Here is a 24,568-nt window from a genome sequence, read left to right on the forward strand (position 1 = left end):
GTTGACGAGTGTAGGGACCCGTCAACCGCGCACGGGCGCCGCAGGCGCCTAGGCTGAGCCCATGACCATCTCGCCTGATGCACAAGTCGCCGTCGTCACGGGAGCGAGCTCCGGAATCGGTGAGGCCACCGCGCGGACGCTCGCCGCGCAGGGGTTTCACGTGGTTGTCGGCGCGCGCCGGATCGATCGCCTGGAGAAGCTGGCCGAGGACATCGGCGGCACCGCGCTCGAGCTCGACGTCACCGACGAGGACTCGGTGGACGCCTTCGCCGCGGTGCTGCCGCGGGTCGACGTCCTGGTCAACAACGCGGGCGGCGCCAAGGGCCTGGCCCCGGTCCTCGAGGCGGACCTGGACGACTGGCGCTGGATGTGGGAGACCAACGTCCTCGGCACCCTGCGGATCACCAAGGCCCTGCTGCCGAAGCTGATCGCCTCCGGCGACGGACTCATCGTCACCATCACCTCGGTCGCCGCGTTCGAGGCCTACGACAACGGGTCCGGCTACACCTCTGCCAAGCACGCGCAGGCGGTGCTGCACCGGACGCTGCGCGGCGAACTGCTCGGCAAGCCGGTGCGGCTCACCGAGATCGCCCCAGGCGCGGTGGAGACCGAGTTCTCCCTTGTCCGCTTCCACGGCGACGAGGACCGGGCGAAAAAGGTCTACGAGGGCATCACGCCCCTGGTCGCCGCGGACGTGGCCGAGGTGATCGGGTTCGTCGCGTCCCGCCCCTCGCACGTGAACCTCGACCAGATCATCATCAAACCCCGCGATCAGGCCGGCCCCGGACGCTTCTCGCGGACCTAGCCGTGCAGCACGAGCTGACCGCGGGCCCGCTGCTCGACGAGCGCGGCAGGCTCGCCGAGGCGGGCTGGGCAACGTCGGAGGTCCGCGGGTACGACCGGCAGACCGTCGCCGCGCCGCGGTTCCGGATCAAGGAGTGGGACTACTACTGCGTGCTCACGCAGGAGGTCGGTCTCGCGCTGACGGTCGCGGACAACGGCTACATGGGCCTGCTCGGGGTGTCGTGGCTCGACCTCGGGGCGCGTGCCGAGGTGACCGAGAACGTGATGCTGCCCTTCCCGATGGGCTCCATGTCGCTGCCCGCCAGCGCCGACGCCGGCGATGTGGTGGCCTCGCACAAGGGTCTGCGGATCTCGTTCCGGCACACCGAGGGTGGCCGGTTGCTCGCGATCGACCACCCGGGGTTCGACGGCGGTCATGGGCTGAGCGGTGAGCTCCTGCTGTCGCGGCCGTCGGCTGGCTCCGCTCCCGACCGGATGGTCGTCGCCACGCCATTCCACAAGGCTCCCAAGGCCTTCTACTACAACCAGAAGATCAACTGCCTGCCCGCGAGTGGTGAGATCGTGGTCGGCGGGCGGTCGTTCGCCTTCGACCCCGGGTCGGCGTTCGGCGTGTTCGACTGGGGCCGCGGCGTCTGGACCTACGACAACACCTGGTACTGGGGATCGGCATCCGGTCTCGTCGACGGAAAGCCCTTCGGGTTCAACATCGGTCACGGTTTCGGCGACACCTCCGCGGCCACCGAGAACATGGTGTTCGTCGACGGTCGCGCGCACAAGCTGGACCAGGTGACCTTCCACCTCCCGCCCGGCACCTTCGACGGCGCACCGTGGACCTTCACCAGCAACGACGGCCGGTTCGAGATGACCTTCGAGCCGATCCTCGACCGGGCGGCCAGCACCGATCTCCTGGTCCTGCGCTCAATCCAGCACCAGGTGTTCGGGCGTTTCAGCGGTCACGTCGTCCTCGACGACGGCAGCCGGATCGAGGTCGCGAATCTGCTCGGCTTCGCCGAGGAGGTCCGTAACCGCTGGTGAGCTCAGGCGCCGCCGCGCCGGCCCTGGTCGAGGATCAGCAGCGCGTCCAGCTCCCGATTCCGACAGCGGCGGATGAACTCGGCCGCCGACCCCGGGTCGGCGGCGAAACGCTCCTGCGTCCGCCCGTCGATCTCGTAGAACTCCTCCGCCTCCGCGACCCCGTTGGACGCGGGGATGGCCAGGTAGTGGCGCCCGGTGGTCTCCTCGATTCCCAGCGAGAAGCGCAGTTCCAGGCAGATGAACCGGTCCCGGAAGCTCAGCGACGCACCGGCCGTCTCCGGCCGGTCCTGTTCGCCCCGAATCGGACTCATCGGCCGACGGTCCCTGCGCGCGCGACGCCGACGAGCCGCTGCACCTCGGCCGCGATGTCCTCACTCCTGGCGGGCAGTGCACTGACGATGTCGGAACCCCGCACGAGGTAGCGCCCGTCGTTCGCGAAGTCCATCCAGTGGAAGCCCTGTCCGTCGCCGGTCGGCCGGTTGTCGTAGGCGGGGCCGGCAAAGACCGTGACCTCGCCCAGCCCCGTGCGCGGACGCCGGAAGAACTCGTCCCGCTCCTCATTCCCGCGCGCCCGGCTCGCCGACTGCATGAGGGAGCCACCGCCCACCGGCGCCACCGACCGTGGCACCGACACACCCCGGCGTCGACCCGCGGTGACGGACGGGATCGATTGGGCCACAAATGTTCCCACCTGAGCGGCGGGAGCGGATGCCAGCAGGATGTCGGCGCCCGCATGCAGGTCGGTACCCGGCAGCTGAACGGCGACGGCCGCGACGGAATGTCTGATCCCGGCGTGCATCCTGACCATCGACTCGAGCCCGGCACCGCGAAACCCGCACAGCTCGACCCGGACCACGGGCTCGGCCAGCGCGACCAACGCCTCGTACAGGCCCTCGTCCAGCATCGGCCCGACCCTCTGCGCGGCCGCCCGCCGATCCGCCAGGAACTCCTCGTCCGTGGCCGCGGTGCCGAGGAACTGGAACGGGTACGGCAGGCGGTCCCTGCCGAATTGCTCCCACAGGACCGTGAACTCGAGGGCGGTCAGCCGCCACCGGCCGGCGCTCATCCGCCGATCACCGGCGGTGCGACCTTCGGGAGCCTGCCCACCAGTTCGTTGCCGTTGTCGACGTTGACGAGGTAGCTGGGCGTCTTGTGCTCGGTGTCGTCGTCGCCGTTCGCGCGGGCACCGCCAGGTGCCATGCCGCCGCCCATCGCGCCGGGACGGCCCGCGGCGCCCGCCGCACCACCACCGGCTCCGCCCGCACCCGGCGCACCACCGGCCGCTCCCGGCATCCCCATCCCGCCGCCGAGACCGCGCCCTGCGCCGCCCAGTCCGCCGGTAGCGCCAAGGCCTCCGCCCGCGCCATAGGACGCGCCGGATCCACCGCCCGCGCCGAGCCCCGATCCCGAGCCCCCCGCACCGTGCCCTCCGGATCCGGTGCCGGCACCACTGCCGGTACCACTGCCGGTACCTGTGCCGGTACCGAGCCCACTGCCCGTGCCGTCGGTACCGCTCGCGGCCGCCGGGGCGGTCCACGCGGAGGACGGATCGGTCTGCACGAAGGGCGAATTCGAGCCGTCGGCGCCGGAGCCGTCCGGTGACAGCGGGTTCGCGCCCGTGTTCGGGCCGGAGGGGTCGGTTCCTGGCGACCCGGCCGAGGGATCGTTCCCGACGCCCTGCCGCGTCGGGGCGACCGGTGCATCCCCCGGTCCGGTGTAGCCGGAGGGGTTGTAGCCGGACGGTCCCCCGATGCCCGGCCGGCCGGACGTCGGGTCGGGCGTCGGGAGCGGCCATGTGCGATCCACCGGCCGGGGAAGGATCGGGACGTTGGTGTCAGCCTGCTGCATCACCGGCATGTAGACGGTCTTCATGATCTGGATCGCCTGCTGGCGGGCCTCGTCTTTGCCGTGCACCAGCTGCTTGACCATCCCGACCGACGGGAGTGCGACGTTGACGAGGGTCTCGAGCGCGGAGATGGCCTCGACGGCGGGCATGGTCGCCTTGACCTGGGAGATCCCGGTCGCCGCCTCCGCGACCTTGGTCCCCACCAGCCTGCCCGCCACCGCGAGCTTGTCGGAATCGGCGACGTAGGCCGTCGTGGCCGCCATCGCGGCCTCGGCCCCGACGCCCTCCCACTTGCCATCGATCTGGTCGGTGATGAACTGCTTGAACTCGGCGAGACCCTCGCCGAGCGAGGACCCGATCTTCTCCCAGCCCTCGGCGCTCGCGCGGATCGGATCCGCACTCATCGCGTCCACTGCGGACTTGATGGCCTCGTGCGACATCGAATCGAAGCTGTCGGGCACCACGGACGGCGGTTCGTAGCTGCCATCACCGAACTCGGCCTTCAGACCGTCCTGCTGGCTGTAGAGCTCGGAGCGCTCGGTGTTACCGGCCTCCTGCCGATCCTCGACACGATTACCTTCATCGATGTCGTACCCGGACACCACATCGATGATCTTGTTGCCCGGGTCGCGCGCCAGATCGCTCAGGTCGTCCAACGCGCCCGACGCAAGGTCGCCCATCGACCCCTTCAGCTCATCCAGGCTCGGCAATAACGACATCCAGGTCCCCCTCCCACTGGCCCCGACCGATACCGGTCCTCCCTAGATAGACGCAGCACCGTCCCCATCGGTTCCATCCGGCTCACGACAAACCCGGCGAGGCAGCTCACCCCTCCATAGCTGCCTCGCCGGCCACCGTCCCGAAGCTGTCCCGAGCAGTATCAATGCGCCGCAGGCCGCGTACTCGCAGCCCGCGTCCACCCCCGTGTGCGCGATACTTCCCGCCCGGCCCAGTTCTCACGGCTTACCTGAATTAGACGCACCATCGCGCCGATCGGTTCCGTGCGAAGCAGCCGACTCCGTGGATATCACCGACGCGGGGCAGTCTGGGGTGATTCACTTCGGCTGACGGAGCGTCTCGACAGCCGGATCCAGATTGATCCGGGCCACGGCAACGTTCTCGAGCTTCGCGAAATCCACGGCTCCATCTCGCATCTGCGAATTGTCGATCACGTACGCGAGGTTGACCCACAGGTCCTTCATATCCGGCGTCACTTGCGTCCCCTGGAATCGAGCACAGAACACCACCGCATAGACCAGGACAGCGGGGCTACCGTCGGTGTCAGTCCTCAAGAACTCCGACCCCACCCGCGAGATGTCGAAATCCGTTCCCGGCTTGAATACGAGCCGCTTCTCGAGAAGTGCCAGGCAATAGTCCGGGCGATCGGGACCCGGCAGCACCCGCACCAATTCCGCGCGAACGGGCAGCTGAGCCGCCAGCTCGATGGGCCCCGAATCGACCTCGTCGAGAATCACCACTGGCATTGTCATGCACCCTTCGTCGGATCGATTGTGTCAAGTTCTCTCGTGGCTCCGAGCACAATCAGCACGGGTCGATCGGATCGAATGCCCAGAAAGGACGCACCACCCGCATATCCGAGATCCCATGAGTGAGGACATCATCGAGTTCCTCGACCTCGAACATCATCGCGTGACTGAACCATTCACGATCTTCGATCGGCACAGTGCAGCATGCGCGCGGATCTGCCTTCCGAACAAGCACGACCCGATCGCCATCCGGAAGGGCCTCGACTCCCTCGTCCAGCCCGAGGCCCGACCATTCCGGGCCCCGTGGGTCGAATCCTGCGTGCGCCCGGAGTCGGTCACCGATCCGCACCACGAGGTACCGCTCTGCGTCGTCAATCCTGCTGAACGACATGTGGACACCATGGCCCCCCTCGTTCGTCCGCGCCAGCCCGAAATGGTCACCCTCGACGTACACCTCGAACTCGGCCGATCCATCCAGGACCGAGATGCCACCGCGACGCGTCAGAGCACTGCCGACCTGGCCGGGCATGCCCAGCTTGCCGAAGCGATATCCCCACCGCTGGAATCGCCAGAACAGCGCGCCGTATCGGCTCAGCCATCCGGCCAGATCGTCGGTGCGCATGACGTCCTCGGTCGCGTTCACAGGTTCATTCCCTCGATCAGCTGTGCATCGAGTTCCGCCATCGACATCATCATGATCTGGCTGGTGGCCGCCTGCTCAACCGCTGAGACTTTGCACCAGACGGAGGGGTCGTCGCGCGACGTCAAGACCACCGAGTACTCACGCTCCTCGACCGACACCGCCGGATGCAGTCCCATGGCCCTCCAATCGGAGTACTTACGCGGCAGTTTCAGGTAGGACCTGATCTTCTGCCCTTCGCCCTTCAGCAGTAGCTTCGCGGCGTCATCGAATCGACTGAACTCGCCCCCGACAAATTTCTGGCCTCGTTCAATCGTCAGGTGGGAAAAATGGTCGTCGACAACGATGATCCCCAGATGCAGGTCAGCGGCGGGGTAGACAAGGCCCCCGGACAGGGTGATGGTCGGTGATCCGCTGGCAGGAACCCCCAGGCGCGCAGCCCGCTCACGCCAGAGTTCGAAGTATCGCGCCGCGTCGCCGTACTGCTCGAGTAGACCGGCCACATTGTCAGATCTCAACGAGGCAACCCGCATCTTCCAATCGTTCGACGGTGAGCTTTTGTCCCGATTCGTCCACTAGCCGATATTGGACTCCGCCCCCTGGTTGACCGAAGCCGGGTGCGATCACAGAAGCTTCTATTCTCCAACTGTCCGGCAGAGGAACTCCTGTGACGCGGTACTGGTGATACTGCGTACCGAGGCTATCCGGAGGAAGGGCGCGATCGCTGAAAGGAATGCCGTCAGGCGCCAGGTACGCGCCGTCCGGATCACCGAACCGATCGATGATCGTTCCCTCGGGGAGCCTGATGTCGGGATCGAGGATCCGCAATTCCCCGTCGCTGTCCAGAGCGACTCCGTCGTGCTCTGGATACCGCCACCACCCGGTTTCCTGGTCGTAGTACCGCGACGCGAACGCTTCCTCCGTCAGCCCACCGAATCTGTTCCAACCCTCGAGCATCTCGGGCGGCACGCCATCGGGGATGTCCTCCGGCCCGAGCCGGTCCTCTGGCAACGGCTCCGCCGGGTACCGAGGCGGGAAGTCCGCGTTGTGGTCCGGCTTCGTCGGCTGCTCCGTGGTGCCTGCACCATGCGAACCATCGGGCCCGTCGTTCCGTCCTGGCAACGATGGCGAGGACGTCGCCGGCGCCGTTCCCGTACCCATGTTCAACCCGCCGGGCCGCGCAACCGGGGCGGTCGCGGTGGCTCCCGCCCCGCCACCCGCCGCAGGCTCCGTGATCCCCATGTTCAACCCGCCGCTGCGCGGGGACGGCGCCTCCGCGACCGGACCCGGACGCGTCCCGGCGTCGGCCGCGCTGGGGACCGTGCTCGCGGGCGTCTCCGGTGGCGCGAAGCGGGGCGCGTCGACCGACGAGGTCGGCCGGGTGGCGACATCACCGCCACCGGCACCACCTAGGCCGCCGCCGATCGCCCCCGACGCCAGGTCCTGCCAGGACACGCCCTGCCCCGACACCGCGACACCGGCCGCGGACCCGGCCGCCCCGGCGATCGTCTCCGCGCCGAACTGCCCGAGCGGTGATCCCGAGCCGAACCTGCCGACCCCGCCGGAGACCGCACCCTCGACGAAGCCCTCGATCGCACCGGACGCCAGGCTGCCGGCGTCCAGCCGGTCCCGGTTCCCCTGCAGGATCTGCAACGACTGGATTGCGCCGTCCAGCAACACATTCTGGGCGGCACTCAGCGCGGCGTGCTGGAGCAGCTTCATGATCAGCTGTCGCACCACCATCCGCACCGCGACCTGGGTGGCGATCTGGGCGGCGGGGATCGCGGCGGTGCTCGCGCCCAGGGTCGGGATCGCGGCCGCCGCGAGCGCGGCGAGTTCGGCGGCCAGCAGCGCCAGCGCCGCGATGATCGTCAGCTTCGCGTACTCGACGTCGGTGGCGGTGGTGTCGCACGATTCGGACAGCTGATCGCACAGCGCGACCAGGGACAGGAACGCGCCGTCGGCACCGTCGAAGTTCTCCCAGTACTGCGCCATGGCCGCGTTGACGTCGCCGAGCACGGCCCCCAGCGCCTTGCCCATCGCGGCGTCGCCGTCCTTGGCGATCAGTTCCACCGCCGACGAGGCCGAGTCCCAGGCGTCGGCCAACCGGCGCAGGGAGGTCTCGTCGGCCTCCGGCCAGTCCGCCCCAACCGCGATCGAGGCGACGCCGCGGAGCCACCCCGGGATCTGGATACCCATCAGGACCGTCCGCCGAGGCTGCCCGCGAATCCCCGATCCGAACCGTCGAAGGCGTCCGCGGTCCCGGTGACGGCGCCCGCGATCGCCCGCATCGCCTCGGCGACCTTGAGCAGCCCGTCCACCGCCGAGTCGGCGCCGGGCACGTAGCCCTCGGCGAAGGCCGCGCCGGTCTCGTCGGAGCCCCAGCTCGCGCCCTCGGCCCGCAACGCGCCGGACAGCTCGGTACGGGTCCGGTCCAGCGCGTCGGCGACCGCCTCGAACCGCGGTGCGGCGGACCGCAGCCCGTCCGGGTCGACCCAGACCGGGCGGCTCACTGATCGGCCCCGCGCAGGATGGACGCCCCCGGTTCCCACCCGGGTCCCTCCGATTCCCTGTCGGCCACGGGCACCCCCGGCGCCGCGGGCACCAGGTTCCGCAGGCTCGGCGCGCCCGGGATCAGGTCGGGCAGGTCGGGCAGGTCGACGTCCGCCTGCGACACCGGCACCATCAGGTCCTGCACTCGGCGGCGCGCGGTCGCCGCAGCCTCGCGGGCGGCCGCGGCGATGGCCTCGCCCAGCCGGGACGGCGTGGACTTCGCGAACGCCTCGGGCGCGATGTCGACTGCCACGACAGCACCGGCCGAATCGACGGTGACCCTGGCCAGTCCGTCCGGCGTGCGCGCCTCGACCCGCAACGCCGCGACCTCGGACTGCGCCAGGGACAACAGGTCCGACCGGCGGTGAAGGTCCTCGAGCATGCCGTCGATCTGAACCCGCAACGCCTCGTTGCGGGCGCGCAATTCCTCGCGCGCACCCGGATCCCGCACCCGTACCCCCACCGAATCCCAAGGGCCGCAGCTTCAGCCCGTCACCCTTCTAGACGCGGCGTCGGCCGATTCGGTTCCACTCGAACTCAGAGCTCCGCGAGCGCTGTTCGGAGGGTGGCGAGGTCCGGCGCCGGCGTCTCGAGCAAGGGCATGCGGACCGTCGCGTGCTCGATGATGCCCAGTTCTGCCAGGGCCGCCTTGGCCATGATGGCGCCCTGCGAGGTCCGCATCACGGCCTCGGTCAGGCCGAGCAGGGACCGCTGGATGTCCAGGGCCGATTCGAGATCTTCGCTTCGGACGGCTCGGATCAGGTCCGCGTTCCGGTCGGCGACGATGTTGCCGACGACACTGACCACACCGCAGGCCCCGATCGTCAGGTAGGGCAGGTTGAGCTCGTCGCTGCCGCAGTAGTAGGCCAGCGACGTGTTGGCCATGACGGTCATGGCGTCGAAGAGGTCCTCCTTGGCGTCCTTCACCGCCAGGATCCGCGGATGCCGGGCGAGCTCGATCAGCGTGTCCGTCTCCAACGCGATACCGGTCCGCGCCGGGACGTCGTAGAGCATCACGGGCAGGTCGGTGGCATCGGCAACCGCCAGGAAGTGGGCCACCACCCCGGCCTGGGTCGGCCGGGAGTAGTACGGACACACGACGAGCAAGGCGTCGGCGCCCGCGGCCTCGGCCTGCCGCGCCCGCTCGACGCTCGCGGCGGTGTCGTAGGTGCCGACGCCCGCGATCACCTGGGCCCGTCCCCTGGCCCGGTCGGCCACCGCCGACACCAGCTCGACCATCTCAGCCGCGGTCAGCGTGGGTACCTCGCCCGCGGTGCCGCCCACGACGATCCCGTCGCATCCGGTGGACAGGAGGTGGTCGACCAGGCTCGCGACCCCCTTCTCGCTGACGGCGCCGTCGGGCCGCATCGGGGTCACCATCGCGACCAGGTTCGTGCCGAACAACGTCTGGGCAGGCTCACGGAAATCGGTCATGAGGCGATCCTGCCGACCCCATCTCCATCGGTCTAGCGATGCTTTTTTGCCAATAATGCGTAGCCTGGCTTCATGATCGATGTCGGATCGCTGAGCGCGTTGCGGTCGGTCGCCGCGCTCGGGACCATCGCCAGGGCGGCGGACGAGCTGGGGTTCACCGCCTCGGCCGTCTCCCAGCAGATCAAGCGCCTCGAGCGCCAGATCGGCGTCGCGCTGCTCGCGCCCGCCGGGCGCGGCGTCGTCATGACCCCGGCCGGGCAGGCGTTACTCGACGCCGCCCCCGAGGTCTTCCAGTCCCTGGAACGCTGCGCCGAGGCGGCCCGCTCCGTCGCCGACGGCACACCCACCGGGGTGTTGCGGGTGGCCGCCTTCTCCACCGCCATCCGTGGGCTCCTGGCCCCGCACCTGCCGAATCTGGCAGCCGAATGCCCCGACCTGCACCTGCAGGTCACCGAGCAGGACCCCGACCAGGCGCTGCACTCGGTCGCCGCGGGTACGGCGGACCTGGCGATCATCCACGACGCCGACGGGCTCTCGCCCCGGCTCCCGTCATCGCTGATCCACCGACACCTCCACACCGATCTCGGCGACCTGGTGATGCACCGCAGCCACCCACTTGCCGACGGCCGACAGCCGCTGACCAGCGCGGACGTCATCGGCCAGGCCTGGGTGACCAGTCCACCCGGCACCGTGTGTCACCAGTGGTTCCGACGCCTGGTCTCGGATCAGCCCGGCGAACCCGATGTCCGCCATCTCGTCGACGACTTCGCGACCCAGCTGTCGCTGGTCGCCGCAGGCGACGTCATCGCCCTGGTTCCCCGCCTCGCGAGGCCCGCGCTCGGGGACGACCTCGTCACCCGCGCCCTGCAGCCACCGCCCATGCGCGAGGTCTCGGCCGCGTGGAGGCGCAGCGCCGACGCCAGCCCGGCCATACGAGCCGTGGTCGCCGAGTTGCTCCCCTGCGCCGACGTCAGCTGACAGGAACCGCCGCGCCACCGGCAGGCAACGCCGACATCTCCTGCCACGCGGCCCAGTCGATCGCCCAGTCGTAGATGTCGCCGTCCGCGGCGGACAGCGGGATCCGAGTACCGGTGACCTCGACCGGGTCGCCGTACAGCGCGGTGCCGAAGTACTCCTGCGCGTCGCCAAGGGAGAGGTTGATGCAGCCGTTGGTCACGTTGGCCGCGCCCTGCACGCCGGTGGTCTCGGGGTTGGCGTGGATGAACTCACCGTTGTTGGAGATGCGCACCGCCCACCGCTCGCGGACGTTCTCGTAGAAGGGCGGGTTCGACATGAGGAAGTCCTCGTGCTTCTCGCTGACCACGTGGACGCCGCTGCGGGTCACGTTGCGGTCCTCGTTGCCCTCGCCGTAGCTGACCGGGAGATCCATCACCGTCGCACCGTCCCGGACCACCTGCATGCGGTGGCTCGGGGCGTCCGCCTTGACGATCTGGCTGCGCCCGATCGTGAAGTTCAGGCTCAGATCCTCGGCGCCGTACGCACCGTCCCCGTAGTCGACGCCGTACAGGTTGGCCGCGACGTTCACCGTCGTGCCGGGCGCCCAGTAATTCTGCGGGCGCCAGTGCGCGCGGGACCCGTTGTCGTCGGGCAGCCAGGCCCATGACCCGGGGGTCGGCGGGTTGGTGGTCACGGTCAGCGCCTTCTCCACCGCCGCCTTGTCCTCGACGTGGTCGCTGAACTTGAGGATGATCGGGGCCGCGATGCCGACCTGCTGACCGTCCGCGATGTTCGTGTTCGCGGAGATCGTCGACTGCGGGGCCACCGTGGTGAGCGAACCCTGCACCGGCACGGTCTTGCCGTCGGAGCCGACCGCCCCGCCGGACCAGGTGTAGCGCGCGCCGTAACCGAGCGGCTCGGAGACGGTGAAGGTGGTCTTGTCCGGGGACAGCACGCCCTGCACGGGCCTGCCTGCCTCGTTGGTGAGCGCGACCCCCTGCAGCGTGCCGCGCGCCGCCGTCACGGAGACCGGCGCCGTCGGGCTGACGTCCTCGGCGCCCGCCGCGGGGACCTGGGTGACCGCCGCGACCGGTCCGCTCTCCGCAACCGGGTTCCCGTCCCCGCCGCCGATGGTGCAGCCCGCGAGCATCGCGACCGCCGCGAGCAACACGGCCATCGACGAGAACCCGCGGACCTTTTTCGTCCGAACACGCTGGATTACCACGCAGGCCACGGTACCTGCGCGGACGATGTGGCCCACGCCTCGCCGACCACGCGACCTGGGGAAGGCCTGGTCAGATGGCGCAGCCCACGGTCACCGGTTCCGGTTCGAGCCGGACCCCGAACGCGTCCTGCACCCCGTCCCGCACCTCCCTGGCCAGCGCCAACAGGTCCTCGGTCGACGCGCTCCCCCGGTTCGTCAGGGCCAGCGTGTGCTTGGTGGACAGCCGCGCCGCCGCGTCCTCTCCCGGGTGCCCCTTGGTGAACCCGGCCCGCTCGATCAGCCAGCCTGCCGACAGCTTGGTGCCCGCACCGCCGGGGAACTGCGGCACCCGCACGTCGTCGCCGAGCCGCGCGGCGATGGCCGTCAGCACCGCGGGCAGCCGATCGTCGGCGAGCACCGGGTTGGTGAAGAAGGACCCGGCGCTCCAGGTGTCGTGGTCGGCGGGGTCCAGGACCATGCCCTTGCCCGCTCGCAGCCCCAGGACCACCTCACGGACCTTCGCCGCCGGACGGCGTTCGCCCTCCTCGGCACCCATGGCGTGTGCCAGCTCCCGGTACCGCAGCGGCTCGCTCAGCCCGTCGGGGCGCAGGTCCAGCTCCACCGCCAGCACCAGCGCCGCGTCCGAGTGCTTGAGCACGCTGGTCCGGTAGCCGAGGCCGAGCTCGTCCGGCGTCACCCAGCGCACCTCACCGGTCGCCCGGTCCAGCAGCTGGACCCGCCGCAGCAGGGTGCCGACCTCCACCCCGTAGGCCCCGACGTTCTGCACCGGCGTCGCGCCAGCTGACCCGGGGATCCCGGACAGGCACTCGAGGCCGCCGAGGCCCGCCTCGACGGCCCGCGCGACGACGTCGTCCCACACCGCGCCCGCCTCGGCCAGCACCGAGTCGGGGCCGAGCCGGATCGCGTCGTTGGCCACCCGCACCACCACCGCGTCGACGCCCTCGTCGGCGATCACCAGGTTCGATCCGCCGCCGAGGACGAGCGTGGGGGTGCCAGCGGCGTCGAGCGCGCGCACCACGCCCGCCAGCGCGTCCGTGTCGCGGCAGGTGAGCATCGCCCGTCCGGGACCGCCGAGCCGCAGCGTGGTGAACCGCGACAGCGGCACGCCCTCACTCAGCTCGGCACCGAACTCCGCCGCAATGTCACTCAATGCCTGCACGGGGTCAAACGGTAGCCTGCCGAACATGGCCCGCAGCATTCCGCATTCCGCGTCCTACCCTCAACCCGTCGATCAGGTACACCGGGCCCTGACCAGCGAGCGGTACTGGCGCGACCGCCTGGCCGAGGTCGGCGGCGAGGGCGCCGAGCTGGGCCACGTCGCCACCGGCGAGGGCACCATCGACGTCGAGATGGCACAGGCCATCCCGGCGGAGCACCTGCCCCCGATCGTCTCCAAGATCCGCCCCGGCGACCTGATCATCACCCGGACCGAGACCTGGGGCGCCCTCGCGGGCGGCCGCGCCACCGGCACCTTCAGCGCGCGGGTCGAGGGCCTGCCCGGCGAGGTCACCGGCACGCTCACCCTGGCCGCCGAGGGCGCCGGAGCAGCCATCACGCTCGACGGTCGGGTCGAGGTGAAGCTGCCGCTGATCGGCGGCAAGATCGAGGCCGTCATCGCCGAGCAGGTCGTCGAACTCCTCGACGCCGAGCACGGGTTCACCGAAGGCTGGATCGCAGCCAACAGCTGATCCGGATGGGGCAGGTGTGACCTGGGTGATACCAATGTAAATTGCGGGGCATGTCACGCCGAATTGAGTTCACCGCCAACTACACCCGCCCCGCCGCCGAGGTCCACCGCACGCTCACCGACGAAGGATTCTGGCGCAACCGCGTCGAGCAGGGCGCCGACAAGGGCCTCACCCTCTCGCACCTCACCGCCGGTGAGGGCACCATCGACGTCGCCCTCGCCCAGGACATCGACAAGGCCGCCCTGCCGGGCGTCGTCTCCAAGATCCTCAAGGGCGAGCTGTCCATCACCCGTGCCGAGGTGTGGGGCCCGCTGACCGACGGCAAGGCCGCGGGCACCTTCACCACCACCGCCACCGGCATCCCGATCAACGCATCGGGCACCGCGACCCTGGTCGACACCGCCGAGGGCTCCACCCTGACGGTCGAGGGCGACGTCGAGGTCAGCGTGCGCCTGATCGGCGGCACCATCGAGGGCCTGGTCTCCGAGCAGATCCTCGGCATCCTGGCGAAGGACCAGGAAGTCGTCGAGGAGTGGATCACCGCCAACAGCTGACGCGGTCGTTGTCGGTGCGCCGAGCTGAGCCGGTACCCTGCGGGTCATGGCTCGACGCATCGACTACTCCGCCCGCTACACCCATCCCGCCGAGAAGGTGTACTCCGCGCTGACGAACCGGGACTACTGGGAAGCGCGGATGGTCGAGCTCCGCAAGTTCTCCGACAACCACGTCGAGAGCTTCGAGGTCGGCGACGACGGCATCGACCTCGTCTTCCACCACATCATCCCGCGCGACACCCTGCCCGACATCGCACAGACCGTGATGAAGAAGGACATGGTGATCACCCGCAAGGAGCACTACAGCGTCTTCGGCGACGAGGTCACCGGCACGTACTCGGCCTCCATCCCGGCAGGCCCCGGCAGCCTCAGCGGCACCATGGCGCTGTTCGGCACCGACACCGGCTCCACGCTGCGGACCTCGTCCGAGGCGAAGGTGTTCATCCCCTTCGTCGGCGGCAAGCTCGAGCAGCTGATGCTCGTCAACCTCGTCGACCTGTTCCGCACGGAAGCCCAGGTCACCGCGGACTGGCTCGCCGAGCAGTAAACCGATCGTCATGTCCCGCCCGAGCGGAACCCGCGGAACGGGTTCCGGCAAACCGGACGGCGTCATCACCCGTGGCACCACCGGCATCAACCGGCTGCGCCGCAGCGACCGCTGGCTGATGCACCGGACCGCGGTCGCCGACGCGCTGCACGCGGCCGCCGACCCGCTGGTCGTCGATCTCGGCTACGGCGCCCGGCCACACACCACCTTCGAGCTGGCGTCCCGGCTGCGCACCGTCCGCCGCGACATCCGGGTCGTCGGTCTGGAGATCGATCCCGCGCGGGTGGTCGAGGCCCGCGACGGCGTCAGCTTCGCGCGCGGCGGCTTCGAGCTGGCCGGGCTGCGCCCGGTGCTCATCCGCGCATTCAACGTGTTGCGCCAGTACCCCGAGGATGCCGTCGCCGGCGCATGGGCCAAGCTGCAGTCCGGACTGGCCCCCGGCGGACTGCTGGTCGACGGCACCTGCGACGAGCTGGGCAGGCGCTGCGCCTGGGTCCTGCTCGACGCGGACCGGCCGCTGTCGCTGACCCTCGCCTGGGACCCGTTCGACGTCGAGCGGCCGAGCGACATCGCCGAACGGCTGCCGAAGGCCCTGATCCACCGCAACGTGCCAGGGGAACCCGTGTACGAGCTGCTGCAATCGGCGGATCGGGCGTGGGCGACGGCGGCCCCACACGCCCCGTTCGGGCCGAGGGTGCGCTGGCGGGCGACCGCCCAGCTGCTGCAACAGCAGGGTCTGCCGCTGGAGGTCCCCCGCCGACGGCTCCGCGACTGCGTACTGACGGTCCCGTGGTCGCTGGTCGCCCCGGCGCTCTAGCCTTGTCGGTGACCGAAGCACCTGCGAAGGGACCTGTGAGAATGCGTTCGACCCTGCTGTCGCGGAGAGATCTCGACTTCCTGCTCTACGAATGGCTCGACGTCGAGGCCCTGACGGAGGATCCCCGCTACCAGGACCATTCCCGCGAGACCTTCGACGCCGTGCTCGATCTCAGCGAGCAGCTCGCGACCCGGCACTTCGCCACCCACAACAAGAAGGGCGACGAGCAGGAGCCGAGCTTCGACGGCACCCGGGTCACCATCATCCCGGAGGCCAAGCAGGCCCTCGACGCGTTCGTGAAGGCGGACCTGATGGGCGCGGGCATGGCGTACGAGGCAGGCGGGCTGCAGCTGCCCGCGACAGTCACCGGCGCCTGCTTCGCCTGGTTCCAGGCCGCGAACGTCGGCACCGCCGCCTATCCGATGCTGACCATCGGGAACGCGAACCTGCTGCTCGCGCACGGCACCCAGGAGCAGATCGAGACCTACGCCAAGCCACTCGTCGCGGGTCGCTTCTTCGGCACCATGTGCCTGTCGGAGCCGCAGGCGGGCTCCTCGCTCGGCGACATCGTGACCCGTGCCGAGGCGCAGCCCGACGGCAGCTACCGGCTGTTCGGCAACAAGATGTGGATCTCCGGCGGCGAGCACGACCTGGCCGAGAACATCGTCCACCTGGTGCTGGCCAAGATCCCTGGCGCGCCCGAGGGCACCAAGGGCATCTCGCTGTTCATCGTGCCCAAGCTTCTGGTCGAGTCCGACGGCAGCCTCGGCGAACGCAACGACGTGACGCTGGCCGGGCTGAACCACAAGATGGGCTACCGCGGCACCACGAACACCGTGCTGAACTTCGGCGACGGCACCCACACCCCCGGCGGTGCGGCAGGCGCCGTCGGGTACCTGGTCGGCGAGGCCAACAAGGGCCTGTCCTACATGTTCCACATGATGAACGAGGCCCGGATCGGGGTCGGCCTCGGCGCGACGGCGCTCGGCTACACCGGCTACCTCAAGTCGGTCGACTACGCCCGGCTGCGCGAGCAGGGACGGCCGGTCACGGCGAAAGACCCTGCCGCCAAGCCGGTCCCGATCATCGAGCACGCCGACGTGAAGCGGATGCTGCTGGCCCAGAAGTCCTATGTGGAGGGCGCGCTGGCGCTGGAGATGTTCTGCATGCGGATGGTCGACGAGCAACGCATCGCCGCCAACGAGGCCGCGCGCAACCGGATCGGCCTGCTGCTCGACATCCTCACCCCGATCGCGAAGAGCTGGCCGTCGCAGTGGTGCCTCGAGGCGAACAACCTCGCGATCCAGGTACACGGCGGGTACGGCTACACCCGAGAGTACGACGTCGAACAGCACTACCGCGACAACCGGCTCAACCCCATCCACGAGGGCACCCACGGGATCCAGGGCCTGGACCTGCTGGGCCGCAAGGTGACCCAGCAGGGCGGCATCAGCCTGCGGCTGCTGAGCGAATCCATCGGTCGCACCATCGCGGACGCCGCGGAGACCGACGGCGAGCTCGCGGAGCTGGCCGATCAGCTCGGCGAGGTGCTCGGCCAGGTCGGCAAGGTCACCGCGGGACTGTTCGCCTCCGGCGACATCGACGCGGCCCTCGCCAACAGCTCGGCCTACCTGGAGGCGGTCGGGCACGTGGTGGTCGCGTGGATCTGGCTCGAGCAGATGCTCGCCTGCGAGGGCAAGACCGGCGACTTCTACGACGGCAAGCGGCAGGCAGGCCGATACTTCTTCCGCTACGAGCTGCCCAAGACGGGCCCGCAGCTGGCGCTGCTCGCCTCGCTCGACCGGACCACGCTGGAGATGCGGGACGCCTGGTTCTGATCGACCCGCCGGGTCAGGCCCAGGCGGCCAGCGCCCGCCCGACCCGGCGTTCGACCCGTACCGACTGCCCCGCGGAGCCGGCCTCGAGCGCAGGCCGGTCGAGCCTGCCGATGGCCAGCGCGTCGCCGACCACCTCGTCGAGCACCCACTGCGAGACCCCGCCCTCGGCCAGGTCGAGCACCGTCCGCAGCGGGGTGGTGATCCGGAAGGCGCCGGTGTGTTCGCAGTCGGAAGGCCCCAGGTCGGCGCGGTGCACCGCGACCCGGTCCGTCCGGACGTGCACGGGCGCGCTGGCGGTCACGTGCAGGAACTGCGGGTGCAGGTGACCGAGGCCGTACAGCTCGGCCGCGCTCTGATGCGAGACGACGGCCCCCTGGAACTGGACGCACCGCCTGGCCACGTCCTCCAGGTCGGTGTGCGGCCACGGCGACAATCGGAACAGATCCCTGTCGACGCGTTCCCACCTGCCCGCGCCGAGCGCGTGGCCGATCTCCCCCGGCGAGAAGCCGAGCGTGCGCGCCTGTCCGGCGGTGAAATACCCGGCCTGTTCGAGCGCGCACTCGAACAGGCCCCGCTCGCGCTCCTCGTGGCGCCGCACGACCCCGTCGTCCATGAAGTCACAGTACGTGCGACTGTGGCATGGATCACAGGGAATTCTCGCAGCGCGTTCTCAGATCCCCCACAGACTTCTGGGGAAGAATCCGTGCAATGGCCTCCCCCGCGAACACTTCGTACCGGTCCGCGAACTCCGGACCGAAGCGCAACCGCACCCTGCTGATCGTGCTGATCGTGATCGCCGCGCTGGTCGCGGTCCTGATCTCGGCCGAGCTCTACGTACGGCACAACGTCAAGCAGTGCATGGCCCAGCAGCTCGAGAGCGAGCTCGGCTCCCAGGTCGACGTCGGGTTGAGCTGGAAGCCGGTGCTGCTGCAGGCGGTCGACAAGAACGTCCCGTACATCACGGTCACCAGCAACGACTCCAGCTTCGGCCCGGCCAAGGACATGCACGTCACGGCCAAGGTCAACGACATCGAGCTGACCGACAAGGGCGGCGGCACGATCGGCAGTTCCACCGCCGACGTGGACTGGTCCACCGCGGGCATTCTCGCGACCATCCAGGCTCAGCCCTTCGGCCAGCTGGTCTCCGGCGTGACCGCCGACCCGACCCGCGGCACGCTGGCGTTCCAGGTCATCGGGCTCGCCGAGCTGACCGTCCGGCCGAAGGTCGTGGACGGAAAGGTCGACATCGAGACCGTCGAGGCCTCGGTCCTCGGCCTCGGGCTGCCCACCGACCTGGTCAGCGGCATCGTCGACGTGCTCGGCGACAGCCTGCAGACGCTCCCGCTCGGGATGTCGCCGACCTCGCTGACGATCACCGACGACGGACTGCAGATGTCGATGGCCGGCGGCGCCTACACGATGCCGGAGGCCTCCCCCGAGGCACAGGCCACGGGCGGCGGCTGCTCCCTGCTGTGATCCGCGCTCGCGGTGGCCGGGTGGCGGTTCGCGCTATCCGGCCACCGCGAACCCGTCCAGCACGGCCCTGGTGCCGGACAGGCCCAGCCTGGTCGCGCCCGCCTCGATCATCTCCCGCGCGGCGTCCGCGGTCCTGATCCCACCGCTCGCCTTGACGCCGAGCCTGCCGCCGACGGTGCCTGCCATCAACCGCACCGCGGCCGCGGTCGCCCCGCCCGCCGGGTGGAAGCCCGTCGAGGTCTTGACGAAGTCCGCCCCGGCCAGCTGGGCGGCCCGGCAGCACTCGACGATCGCCTCGTCGGACAGCGCCGCGGACTCGAGGATCACCTTGAGCACTGTGGCGTCGCCGATCCCCTCACGGACGGTGAGGATGTCCGCGAGCACCGCGTTGTAGTCGCCCGCGACCGCCGCGCCCACATCGATCACCATGTCGATCTCCCTCGCGCCCTGCTCCACCGCGAGCCGCGCCTCCGCCCCTTTGATCAGCGAGTGGTGCTTGCCCGACGGGAACCCGGCCACTGCGGCGACGGTCAGCCCCTCGGCCCGCACCGGCAGCATCGACGGCGACACGCAGATCGCGTACACGCCGAGGTCGCGGGCCTCCGCGATCAGCGCGTCGACGTCGGCTGGGGTGGCCTCGGGCTTGAGCAGGGTGTGGTCGACCATCTGGGCGACCGCGTCTCGGGTCAGCGGGGCGTCAGGCATACCGAAGAGCTTGGCACAGCGACAAATCCGGTTGCGCCGCCGCCGCGCCGCCCGCCACACTGCCCTGGTGCTGATCCGACGTGAACTCCCCGCCGATGTCGACGCTATCGCGGCGGTGCACCGAGCCGCCTTCGCCGATCAGATCCCGCCCGGCGCCGACGAACCGATGGAGCCCGGCCTGGTCGCGAGGTTGCGGGCGTCCGAGGCGTGGCTGCCCGCGCTGTCCCTGGTCGCCGAGATCGACGGCGAGGTCCGCGGCCACGTCTGCCTGACCAGGGCCACCGTCGCCGGACGCCCGGCCCTGGCCCTCGGGCCGATCGGGGTACCGCCCGAACATCAGGGCCACGCGATCGGGGCGGCGCTGATGCACGCCGTCCTCGGTGCGGCGGACGCACTCGACGAACCGCTGGTCGCCCTCCTGGGACACCTCGACTACTACCCGCGGTTCGGGTTCGTGCCCGGCTCGACGCTGGCAGTCGACCCCGGCGTCCCGGACTGGGTCTCGCACTTCCAGGTCCGGCCGCTGTCGGCCTACACCCCTGACCTCACGGGCGAATTCCGGTACGCGGAGCCGTTCTACGAGGAGTGAACGCGCGGTGACCGGATCCGCGGCTACCGTGTCGGTATGAGCGCCGACGAGCTGGCCGCCGTGTTCAACGCCGGCGCGGCCGAGTTCACCTGGCTGACCCCGCAGATCTGGGGTCCGGCCGGGCAGGCACTGATCTTCCAGTTGCGGCTGCGGCCGGGCGACGCGGTGCTCGACGTGTGTTGCGGCACAGGCGCCTCGGCGCTGCCCGCGGCCGCCGCCGTCGGCCCAGGCGGCCTGGTACACGCGGTCGACCTCGCGGACGACCTGCTGGAGGAGGGCAGGCTGCTCGCGTCCGACCGCGCCCTGCAGAACATCGACTTCGTGCACGCCGACGCCACGGAATGGGAGCCGCCGAGCACGGTCCCCGAGGCCGGCTACGACGCGCTGGCCAGCTCCTACGGGGTGTTCTTCCTCCCGCACATGGACGAGTCGGTGAACCGGCTGGTGAACCTGGTCCGACCCGGCGGCAAGGTCGGTCTCACGTCCTGGCGGCGCGGCGCCCTCGAGGACTACGCACGCGCCTATTTCGACGCGGTCGGGCGACACGTGCCGGGCTTCGACGTCGGTGCCCGCAACAACCGCGCCGACCCCATGACGAAACTGGACACCGCCGACACACTGAGGGCGTGGCTCACCGGTTTCGGCACCTCCGCCGTCGAGATCAACGAGCTGTCCAACTGGCTGCCCGCGACCCCGGAGCTGGCATGGGGACTGGTGCTGGGCAGCGTGCTGCGCGGCACCCTGGTCGGCCTCGACTCCGGCACCGTCGAAGCGATCCGGCTCGAGTTCCTTGCGCTGCTCACCGAACGCGACATCGAGACGCTCGACCTGGGCACGCTGGTCGCGACGGCAGTCGTCGAGCGCTGACCGGTACCTGCGACACTGGGTCCATGAGCTCGCCTACCACCGAAGACGACCGCCGTTTCGTGCTCTCGCTCGGCACCCCGGACCGCACCGGCATCGTCGCCCGGATCTCCACGTTCCTCGCCCAGGTCGGCGGATCAATCGTCGAGGCCGCGTACCACGCGGACGCCGACAGTGGCTGGTTCTTCACCCGGCAGGCCGTGAGCGCCTCGTCGATCGACATGAGCATCGACGAGCTCCGCACGGCGTTCGCCGCGGTCGCCGCCGAGCTCGGCCCCGATACCGAGTGGACGCTGCAGGATTCGTCGGAGCGCAAGCGCGTCGTGCTGCTGGTGAGCAAGGAGGCACACTGCCTGCACGACCTGCTCGGCCGCGCCGCGGGCGGCGAGCTGCCCGCGGACATCTGCGCGGTCATCGGCAACCACATGGACCTCGCGCCCGTCGTGGAGGCGCACGGGCTGACCTTCCACTACGTGCCGTTCCCGAAGGATCCGGCCGAGCGGGGCCCCGCGTTCCACCGGGTGCGCGAACTGGTCGACGCCCACGACCCGCACGCGGTGGTGCTGGCCCGCTTCATGCAGGTGCTGCCCGCCGAGCTGTGCGAGCACTGGGCGGGGCGCGCGCTCAACATCCACCACAGCTTCCTGCCGTCCTTCGTCGGCGCCCGGCCCTACCACCAGGCGTTCGCCCGGGGCGTGAAGCTGATCGGCGCGACCTGCCACTACGTGACCGCCGAGTTGGACGCCGGGCCGATCATCGAGCAGGACGTGATCCGCGTCGACCACGCCGACGAGGTCCGCGACATGGTGCGCCAGGGCCGCGACATCGAGAAGCTGGTGCTCGCGCGTGGCCTGCGCTGGCACCTGGAGGACCGGGTGCTCGTGCACGGCCGCAAGACCGTCGTCTTCAGCTAGGCGCTCCGCGCCCGTGAGTCCTTTCGGTCCCCCTACGGACCAGAAGGACTCACAGTCGGGCGAGGCGGCGGATCTCGTCGTTGACCGCGACGGGGGCCTCGACGGTGCTCATGTGGCCGATCGCGGGCAGCCGGATCAGGCGCTGCAGGTGCCCGGCCTCGTCGAGGACGTCCGAGATCCGGCGCGAATGCGACTGCGGGGTGAGCCGGTCTGCGGTCCCGACCAGCACGGTGGTCGGCACCTGCAGGTTCTCCAGCGCGGCGCGGATGTCGAGCATGCTCAGCGCTGCTCCCCAGCCGCCGCGGGTACGGCCCTGACAGTCGAGCACGATGCGGGTGCAGAACTCGACCTCCTCGCGCGTGGATCCCGGCGCCATCGCCGCGTACTGGATGACGCGGCGGGTGGCGGGCGTGTCGACCCGCATCGAGCTGCGCCAGCCGAGGAGCACCCGGCCCACCGGCGGCGGGATGGCAGGCAGCCGCTGCGAGAGCGGGATCAGCGTGGACTCCGCGACCAGGCTGTCGGTGGCGGTGCTGGCGAGCATCACCGCGCGGGCCTTCGCCAGCACCTGCTCCGGGTACTTGCCTGCCCACGACATGATGCTCATGCCACCCATGCTGTGGCCGACCACGACGGCCTTCTTGTCACCGGTCACGGTGGCCTCGAGCACCGCGGCCAGGTCGTCGGCCAGCAGGTCGGTGCTCAGCGGATTGCGACCGAGCTCGGTACGCCCGTGGCCCCGCTGGTCGTAGGTGATGACGCGGAAGTCGTCCGCGAGCGCGTTGATCTGCGGGTACCAGTAGGCGGTCGAGCAGGTCCAGCCGTGACTGAGCACGATGGGCTGCGCATCGGGATCGCCGTAGGCCACCACGTGGATCGGGTGCCCATCGGCCGAGGTGACGGAGATCGTCTCGGGCCGGTGCACGGGATCGCTCAACGCGGGATTCGGCTCGGCCACAAAGGGTGCGCTCGTCCTGGCCCGCCGGGCGCGCACGACCGCGCCCACACCGATGATCGCCGCTCCGGCCGCCGCTCCGACGAGGATCCGTCGCTTCGAACCCCGTGACTGTGCCGTCACCTGTCCACCTCCGTGATGTGCTGTTCGTTGTCGATTGGAGAAGCCGCCCTGCCCGGACGTCGCCCGGTGCCGTGCACCGCGCCGGGCCCCGGCGGCGCTAGATGATGTGCGCCCGGCGCAGCAGGACCTTCGACGGCCCGCCGATCAACCCGACCTCGCTCAGGAATTCGACGGTCTTCGCGCTGCCCTCGCGGAGCATGTCGTGGTAGTGCTTGTTCGCCTTCGCCGCCGCGCGGGCACGCTTGGGGTCCAGCCCCGCGGCCTCGTACACCTTGTCGTTGACCAGGCTGGTGACGATGAAATAGGCGGTCACGCCGAGCAGCAACCGGATCTGCGCCCTGGTGAACCAGGAGATGCCGCGGACGCGCCGGACGGTCTCCTCGCGGGCGAACTTGATGTGCCGCGCCTCCTCGAGGACGTGGATCTTGCTCACCGTCCTGGTGATCGGCTGCACCCGCTCGTCCTTCATGAAGTCGCGCTGCATCATGTCGAGGATCTCCTCGGCGAACAACGTGCCGCCGTAGGCGAGCGAACCGGACGCCGTCGCCTTGAAGGCGCGTGCCGACTCGCGGATCCACCGCTTGGGCCGGTACGACGGGACGCCGAAGCGCTGCGCCGACCTGGCGAACATCGTCGAGTGCCTGCACTCGTCGGCGATCTCGGTGAGGGCGAACTGCACGTGCGGCTCGGACGGGTCGTGGCTGTAGATGTCGCGCAGCAGCATCTGCATGAGGATCATCTCGAACCAGATCCCGGTGCCCGCGACGCTCGCGGCCTCGTGCATGGTGAGCGTGATCCGCTGGTCCTCGGTCATCGACTCCCATAGGTCGGTGCCGTAGAGGCTGGACCATTCCGGCGTCATGCCGTAGAGGCCCGCCGGGATGGGCGCCTCCCAGTCGATCTCGATGAGCGGGTCGTAGGACTTCCTGGCAGCCGACGCCAGTAGACGGCTCGCCGTGTCCTGCCGCTCCCCCGCCCTGGCCAGGCGCGATCCGGACCTGTTCACGGCATTGCGTGCGTGAATGATCGACATCGCCACTCCTCGGCATCGGATCCGGCGACGCGCGCCGGTATCGACTTACCTCAAGAATGCGTGGCGGGAATGACCGTTGTCAAGGGTTATATGTAACTGATATTCGCAGACAATTGGGGGCGCGATCGACACCCCGGCGCGAGGCGACCGGCTACCAGCGCGGACCGCGCTGGACCTCGTCCACCCGCGGCCGCACGTCGACCAGGTACACGCAGATCGCCACGACCGCGATCATCCAGAAGAGCATGCCGAAGGGCAGCAGCAGCACCAGCAGCGCGACCAGCAGGATGCCCAGCCAGATCGGCTTGCTCAGCTTGTCGACCGCGGTGAAGGCGTCGGTGCGCTGTCGGATCGCGTGGAAGACCGCGAAAACGCCCGCCGCGATGGCGGCGAGCTGGAGCGCGAGCATGATCAGGCCGGTGAGGCCGTTGACGGTCGGCATGTATCCATCCTACGAGTTCGGCCCCCGCACACCGTGATGTGC

The 24,568-nt window shown here is 70.0% G+C and carries 29 protein-coding genes; 12 read left to right on the top strand and 17 right to left on the bottom strand.

The window, feature by feature from the left end; all coding sequences use genetic code 11:
• Positions 1 to 61: 61 nt before the first annotated feature.
• Positions 62 to 805 carry an SDR family NAD(P)-dependent oxidoreductase gene (locus ACWFRB_RS23260; RefSeq protein WP_452643605.1) on the top strand — a complete coding sequence of 248 codons (744 nt, stop codon included), beginning with the start codon at positions 62 to 64 and terminating at the stop codon, positions 803 to 805.
• Between the two features lie 2 nt (positions 806 to 807).
• The gene (locus tag ACWFRB_RS23265; RefSeq protein WP_452643606.1) at positions 808 to 1,839 is read left to right on the top strand and encodes a DUF2804 domain-containing protein; all 1,032 of its coding nucleotides are present in this window, start codon (positions 808 to 810) and stop codon (positions 1,837 to 1,839) included.
• A gap of 2 nt (positions 1,840 to 1,841) precedes the next feature.
• Here the strand turns inward: ACWFRB_RS23265 and ACWFRB_RS23270 are convergent, their stop codons facing one another.
• The 10 genes from ACWFRB_RS23270 to dapA form a co-directional block, all read right to left on the bottom strand.
• Positions 1,842 to 2,150 carry a hypothetical protein gene (locus ACWFRB_RS23270; RefSeq protein ID WP_452643607.1) on the bottom strand — a complete coding sequence of 103 codons (309 nt, stop codon included), beginning with the start codon at positions 2,148 to 2,150 and terminating at the stop codon, positions 1,842 to 1,844.
• A complete protein-coding gene (locus ACWFRB_RS23275; RefSeq protein ID WP_452643608.1) occupies positions 2,147 to 2,905 on the bottom strand; it encodes an ESX secretion-associated protein EspG in 759 nt (252 codons plus the stop codon). Before ACWFRB_RS23275 ends, ACWFRB_RS23270 begins: the two co-directional genes overlap by 4 nt.
• On the bottom strand, positions 2,902 to 4,404 hold the full coding sequence (locus ACWFRB_RS23280; RefSeq protein WP_452643609.1) for a PPE domain-containing protein: 1,503 nt from the start codon (positions 4,402 to 4,404) through the stop codon (positions 2,902 to 2,904). The genes ACWFRB_RS23275 and ACWFRB_RS23280 overlap by 4 nt, the downstream gene beginning before the upstream one ends.
• A gap of 336 nt (positions 4,405 to 4,740) precedes the next feature.
• On the bottom strand, positions 4,741 to 5,160 hold the full coding sequence (locus ACWFRB_RS23285; protein ID WP_452643610.1) for a hypothetical protein: 420 nt from the start codon (positions 5,158 to 5,160) through the stop codon (positions 4,741 to 4,743).
• Positions 5,161 to 5,227: 67 nt separating this feature from the next.
• The gene (locus ACWFRB_RS23290) at positions 5,228 to 5,815 is read right to left on the bottom strand and encodes a hypothetical protein (RefSeq protein ID WP_452643611.1); all 588 of its coding nucleotides are present in this window, start codon (positions 5,813 to 5,815) and stop codon (positions 5,228 to 5,230) included.
• Positions 5,812 to 6,345: a hypothetical protein gene (locus tag ACWFRB_RS23295; protein WP_452643612.1), complete on the bottom strand. Its 534-nt coding sequence runs from the start codon at positions 6,343 to 6,345 to the stop codon at positions 5,812 to 5,814. The genes ACWFRB_RS23290 and ACWFRB_RS23295 overlap by 4 nt, the downstream gene beginning before the upstream one ends.
• Complete coding sequence (locus tag ACWFRB_RS23300; protein ID WP_452643613.1) at positions 6,320 to 8,011, bottom strand: TNT domain-containing protein; 1,692 nt, start codon at positions 8,009 to 8,011, stop codon at positions 6,320 to 6,322. The genes ACWFRB_RS23295 and ACWFRB_RS23300 overlap by 26 nt, the downstream gene beginning before the upstream one ends.
• The gene (locus ACWFRB_RS23305) at positions 8,011 to 8,325 is read right to left on the bottom strand and encodes a WXG100 family type VII secretion target (RefSeq protein WP_452643614.1); all 315 of its coding nucleotides are present in this window, start codon (positions 8,323 to 8,325) and stop codon (positions 8,011 to 8,013) included. The genes ACWFRB_RS23300 and ACWFRB_RS23305 overlap by 1 nt, the downstream gene beginning before the upstream one ends.
• Positions 8,322 to 8,816 carry a YbaB/EbfC family nucleoid-associated protein gene (locus ACWFRB_RS23310; RefSeq protein WP_452643615.1) on the bottom strand — a complete coding sequence of 165 codons (495 nt, stop codon included), beginning with the start codon at positions 8,814 to 8,816 and terminating at the stop codon, positions 8,322 to 8,324. The genes ACWFRB_RS23305 and ACWFRB_RS23310 overlap by 4 nt, the downstream gene beginning before the upstream one ends.
• An 86-nt stretch (positions 8,817 to 8,902) precedes the next feature.
• Positions 8,903 to 9,799 carry a 4-hydroxy-tetrahydrodipicolinate synthase gene (gene dapA / locus ACWFRB_RS23315; protein ID WP_452643616.1) on the bottom strand — a complete coding sequence of 299 codons (897 nt, stop codon included), beginning with the start codon at positions 9,797 to 9,799 and terminating at the stop codon, positions 8,903 to 8,905.
• Positions 9,800 to 9,871: 72 nt separating this feature from the next.
• Between dapA and ACWFRB_RS23320 the strand changes: the two genes are divergently transcribed.
• Positions 9,872 to 10,777, top strand: a complete 906-nt coding sequence (locus ACWFRB_RS23320; protein WP_452643617.1) for a LysR family transcriptional regulator — start codon at positions 9,872 to 9,874, stop codon at positions 10,775 to 10,777.
• Here the strand turns inward: ACWFRB_RS23320 and ACWFRB_RS23325 are convergent.
• Both ACWFRB_RS23325 and ACWFRB_RS23330 read right to left on the bottom strand, forming a co-directional pair.
• Complete coding sequence (locus ACWFRB_RS23325) at positions 10,770 to 11,933, bottom strand: L,D-transpeptidase (protein ID WP_452643631.1); 1,164 nt, start codon at positions 11,931 to 11,933, stop codon at positions 10,770 to 10,772. The genes ACWFRB_RS23320 and ACWFRB_RS23325 overlap by 8 nt on opposite strands.
• A gap of 118 nt (positions 11,934 to 12,051) precedes the next feature.
• Complete coding sequence (locus tag ACWFRB_RS23330) at positions 12,052 to 13,167, bottom strand: UDP-N-acetylmuramate dehydrogenase (protein ID WP_452643618.1); 1,116 nt, start codon at positions 13,165 to 13,167, stop codon at positions 12,052 to 12,054.
• Here ACWFRB_RS23330 and ACWFRB_RS23335 point away from each other — a divergent pair.
• From ACWFRB_RS23335 to ACWFRB_RS23355, 5 genes are read left to right on the top strand one after another with little or no spacing between them, the layout of a single operon-like run.
• Entirely contained in the window at positions 13,166 to 13,669 is a 504-nt protein-coding gene (locus ACWFRB_RS23335) for a DUF2505 domain-containing protein (protein ID WP_452643619.1), read from the top strand. The genes ACWFRB_RS23330 and ACWFRB_RS23335 overlap by 2 nt on opposite strands.
• Before the next feature lie 50 nt (positions 13,670 to 13,719).
• Positions 13,720 to 14,223, top strand: a complete 504-nt coding sequence (locus tag ACWFRB_RS23340; RefSeq protein WP_452643620.1) for a DUF2505 domain-containing protein — start codon at positions 13,720 to 13,722, stop codon at positions 14,221 to 14,223.
• 46 nt (positions 14,224 to 14,269) lie between these two features.
• Positions 14,270 to 14,770: a DUF2505 domain-containing protein gene (locus ACWFRB_RS23345; RefSeq protein ID WP_077040616.1), complete on the top strand. Its 501-nt coding sequence runs from the start codon at positions 14,270 to 14,272 to the stop codon at positions 14,768 to 14,770.
• Between the two features lie 10 nt (positions 14,771 to 14,780).
• Positions 14,781 to 15,587: a class I SAM-dependent methyltransferase gene (locus ACWFRB_RS23350; RefSeq protein WP_452643621.1), complete on the top strand. Its 807-nt coding sequence runs from the start codon at positions 14,781 to 14,783 to the stop codon at positions 15,585 to 15,587.
• A 41-nt stretch (positions 15,588 to 15,628) separates the two neighbouring features.
• A complete protein-coding gene (locus ACWFRB_RS23355; RefSeq protein ID WP_452643622.1) occupies positions 15,629 to 17,425 on the top strand; it encodes an acyl-CoA dehydrogenase in 1,797 nt (598 codons plus the stop codon).
• A gap of 13 nt (positions 17,426 to 17,438) precedes the next feature.
• On the opposite strand, the gene ACWFRB_RS23360 is transcribed toward ACWFRB_RS23355, so the two are convergent.
• Complete coding sequence (locus tag ACWFRB_RS23360; protein WP_452643623.1) at positions 17,439 to 18,038, bottom strand: type IV toxin-antitoxin system AbiEi family antitoxin domain-containing protein; 600 nt, start codon at positions 18,036 to 18,038, stop codon at positions 17,439 to 17,441.
• A gap of 95 nt (positions 18,039 to 18,133) precedes the next feature.
• Between ACWFRB_RS23360 and ACWFRB_RS23365 the strand changes: the two genes are divergently transcribed.
• Positions 18,134 to 18,901 (top strand): LmeA family phospholipid-binding protein, encoded by a 768-nt coding sequence (locus ACWFRB_RS23365; RefSeq protein WP_452643624.1) that lies wholly within the window; start codon positions 18,134 to 18,136, stop codon positions 18,899 to 18,901.
• 33 nt (positions 18,902 to 18,934) lie between these two features.
• Here ACWFRB_RS23365 and deoC read toward each other — a convergent pair whose 3' ends face one another.
• A complete protein-coding gene (gene deoC, locus ACWFRB_RS23370; protein ID WP_452643625.1) occupies positions 18,935 to 19,606 on the bottom strand; it encodes a deoxyribose-phosphate aldolase in 672 nt (223 codons plus the stop codon).
• 67 nt (positions 19,607 to 19,673) lie between these two features.
• Here deoC and ACWFRB_RS23375 point away from each other — a divergent pair, with 67 nt between their 5' ends.
• From ACWFRB_RS23375 to purU, 3 genes are read left to right on the top strand one after another with little or no spacing between them, the layout of a single operon-like run.
• The gene (locus tag ACWFRB_RS23375) at positions 19,674 to 20,195 is read left to right on the top strand and encodes a GNAT family N-acetyltransferase (protein WP_452643626.1); all 522 of its coding nucleotides are present in this window, start codon (positions 19,674 to 19,676) and stop codon (positions 20,193 to 20,195) included.
• A gap of 36 nt (positions 20,196 to 20,231) precedes the next feature.
• The gene (locus ACWFRB_RS23380) at positions 20,232 to 21,062 is read left to right on the top strand and encodes a class I SAM-dependent methyltransferase (protein WP_452643627.1); all 831 of its coding nucleotides are present in this window, start codon (positions 20,232 to 20,234) and stop codon (positions 21,060 to 21,062) included.
• 23 nt (positions 21,063 to 21,085) lie between these two features.
• Positions 21,086 to 21,973 (top strand): formyltetrahydrofolate deformylase, encoded by an 888-nt coding sequence (gene purU / locus ACWFRB_RS23385; protein WP_452643628.1) that lies wholly within the window; start codon positions 21,086 to 21,088, stop codon positions 21,971 to 21,973.
• Positions 21,974 to 22,022: 49 nt separating this feature from the next.
• On the opposite strand, the gene ACWFRB_RS23390 is transcribed toward purU, so the two are convergent.
• The 3 genes from ACWFRB_RS23390 to ACWFRB_RS23400 all read right to left on the bottom strand — a co-directional run bounded on the left by ACWFRB_RS23390 (position 22,023) and on the right by ACWFRB_RS23400 (position 24,526).
• Positions 22,023 to 23,051, bottom strand: a complete 1,029-nt coding sequence (locus ACWFRB_RS23390) for an alpha/beta fold hydrolase (RefSeq protein ID WP_452643629.1) — start codon at positions 23,049 to 23,051, stop codon at positions 22,023 to 22,025.
• A 97-nt stretch (positions 23,052 to 23,148) separates the two neighbouring features.
• The gene (locus ACWFRB_RS23395; RefSeq protein WP_452643630.1) at positions 23,149 to 24,084 is read right to left on the bottom strand and encodes an AurF N-oxygenase family protein; all 936 of its coding nucleotides are present in this window, start codon (positions 24,082 to 24,084) and stop codon (positions 23,149 to 23,151) included.
• 151 nt (positions 24,085 to 24,235) lie between these two features.
• Complete coding sequence (locus ACWFRB_RS23400) at positions 24,236 to 24,526, bottom strand: DUF2516 family protein (protein WP_027501186.1); 291 nt, start codon at positions 24,524 to 24,526, stop codon at positions 24,236 to 24,238.
• Positions 24,527 to 24,568: the final 42 nt, after the last annotated feature.

This window comes from Rhodococcus sp. NPDC055112 (assembly GCF_053607505.1).

Bases quoted from the DNA above. Each gene is read 5' to 3' on its own strand.
- ACWFRB_RS23300 (WP_452643613.1), bottom strand. From the start codon at position 8,011: ATGGGTATCCAGATCCCGGGGTGGCTCCGCGGCGTCGCCTCGATCGCG.
- ACWFRB_RS23355 (WP_452643622.1), top strand. From the start codon at position 15,629: ATGCGTTCGACCCTGCTGTCGCGGAGAGATCTCGACTTCCTGCTCTAC.
- ACWFRB_RS23280 (WP_452643609.1), bottom strand. From the start codon at position 4,404: ATGTCGTTATTGCCGAGCCTGGATGAGCTGAAGGGGTCGATGGGCGAC.
- ACWFRB_RS23335 (WP_452643619.1), top strand. From the start codon at position 13,166: ATGGCCCGCAGCATTCCGCATTCCGCGTCCTACCCTCAACCCGTCGAT.
- ACWFRB_RS23350 (WP_452643621.1), top strand. From the start codon at position 14,781: ATGTCCCGCCCGAGCGGAACCCGCGGAACGGGTTCCGGCAAACCGGAC.
- ACWFRB_RS23360 (WP_452643623.1), bottom strand. From the start codon at position 18,038: ATGGACGACGGGGTCGTGCGGCGCCACGAGGAGCGCGAGCGGGGCCTG.
- ACWFRB_RS23365 (WP_452643624.1), top strand. From the start codon at position 18,134: ATGGCCTCCCCCGCGAACACTTCGTACCGGTCCGCGAACTCCGGACCG.
- ACWFRB_RS23270 (WP_452643607.1), bottom strand. From the start codon at position 2,150: ATGAGTCCGATTCGGGGCGAACAGGACCGGCCGGAGACGGCCGGTGCG.
- deoC (WP_452643625.1), bottom strand. From the start codon at position 19,606: ATGCCTGACGCCCCGCTGACCCGAGACGCGGTCGCCCAGATGGTCGAC.
- purU (WP_452643628.1), top strand. From the start codon at position 21,086: ATGAGCTCGCCTACCACCGAAGACGACCGCCGTTTCGTGCTCTCGCTC.
- ACWFRB_RS23295 (WP_452643612.1), bottom strand. From the start codon at position 6,345: ATGCGGGTTGCCTCGTTGAGATCTGACAATGTGGCCGGTCTACTCGAG.
- ACWFRB_RS23340 (WP_452643620.1), top strand. From the start codon at position 13,720: ATGTCACGCCGAATTGAGTTCACCGCCAACTACACCCGCCCCGCCGCC.
- ACWFRB_RS23345 (WP_077040616.1), top strand. From the start codon at position 14,270: ATGGCTCGACGCATCGACTACTCCGCCCGCTACACCCATCCCGCCGAG.
- ACWFRB_RS23380 (WP_452643627.1), top strand. From the start codon at position 20,232: ATGAGCGCCGACGAGCTGGCCGCCGTGTTCAACGCCGGCGCGGCCGAG.
- ACWFRB_RS23260 (WP_452643605.1), top strand. From the start codon at position 62: ATGACCATCTCGCCTGATGCACAAGTCGCCGTCGTCACGGGAGCGAGC.
- ACWFRB_RS23400 (WP_027501186.1), bottom strand. From the start codon at position 24,526: ATGCCGACCGTCAACGGCCTCACCGGCCTGATCATGCTCGCGCTCCAG.
- ACWFRB_RS23275 (WP_452643608.1), bottom strand. From the start codon at position 2,905: ATGAGCGCCGGCCGGTGGCGGCTGACCGCCCTCGAGTTCACGGTCCTG.
- ACWFRB_RS23330 (WP_452643618.1), bottom strand. From the start codon at position 13,167: ATGTTCGGCAGGCTACCGTTTGACCCCGTGCAGGCATTGAGTGACATT.
- ACWFRB_RS23325 (WP_452643631.1), bottom strand. From the start codon at position 11,933: ATGGCCGTGTTGCTCGCGGCGGTCGCGATGCTCGCGGGCTGCACCATC.
- dapA (WP_452643616.1), bottom strand. From the start codon at position 9,799: ATGACCGATTTCCGTGAGCCTGCCCAGACGTTGTTCGGCACGAACCTG.
- ACWFRB_RS23395 (WP_452643630.1), bottom strand. From the start codon at position 24,084: ATGTCGATCATTCACGCACGCAATGCCGTGAACAGGTCCGGATCGCGC.
- ACWFRB_RS23320 (WP_452643617.1), top strand. From the start codon at position 9,872: ATGATCGATGTCGGATCGCTGAGCGCGTTGCGGTCGGTCGCCGCGCTC.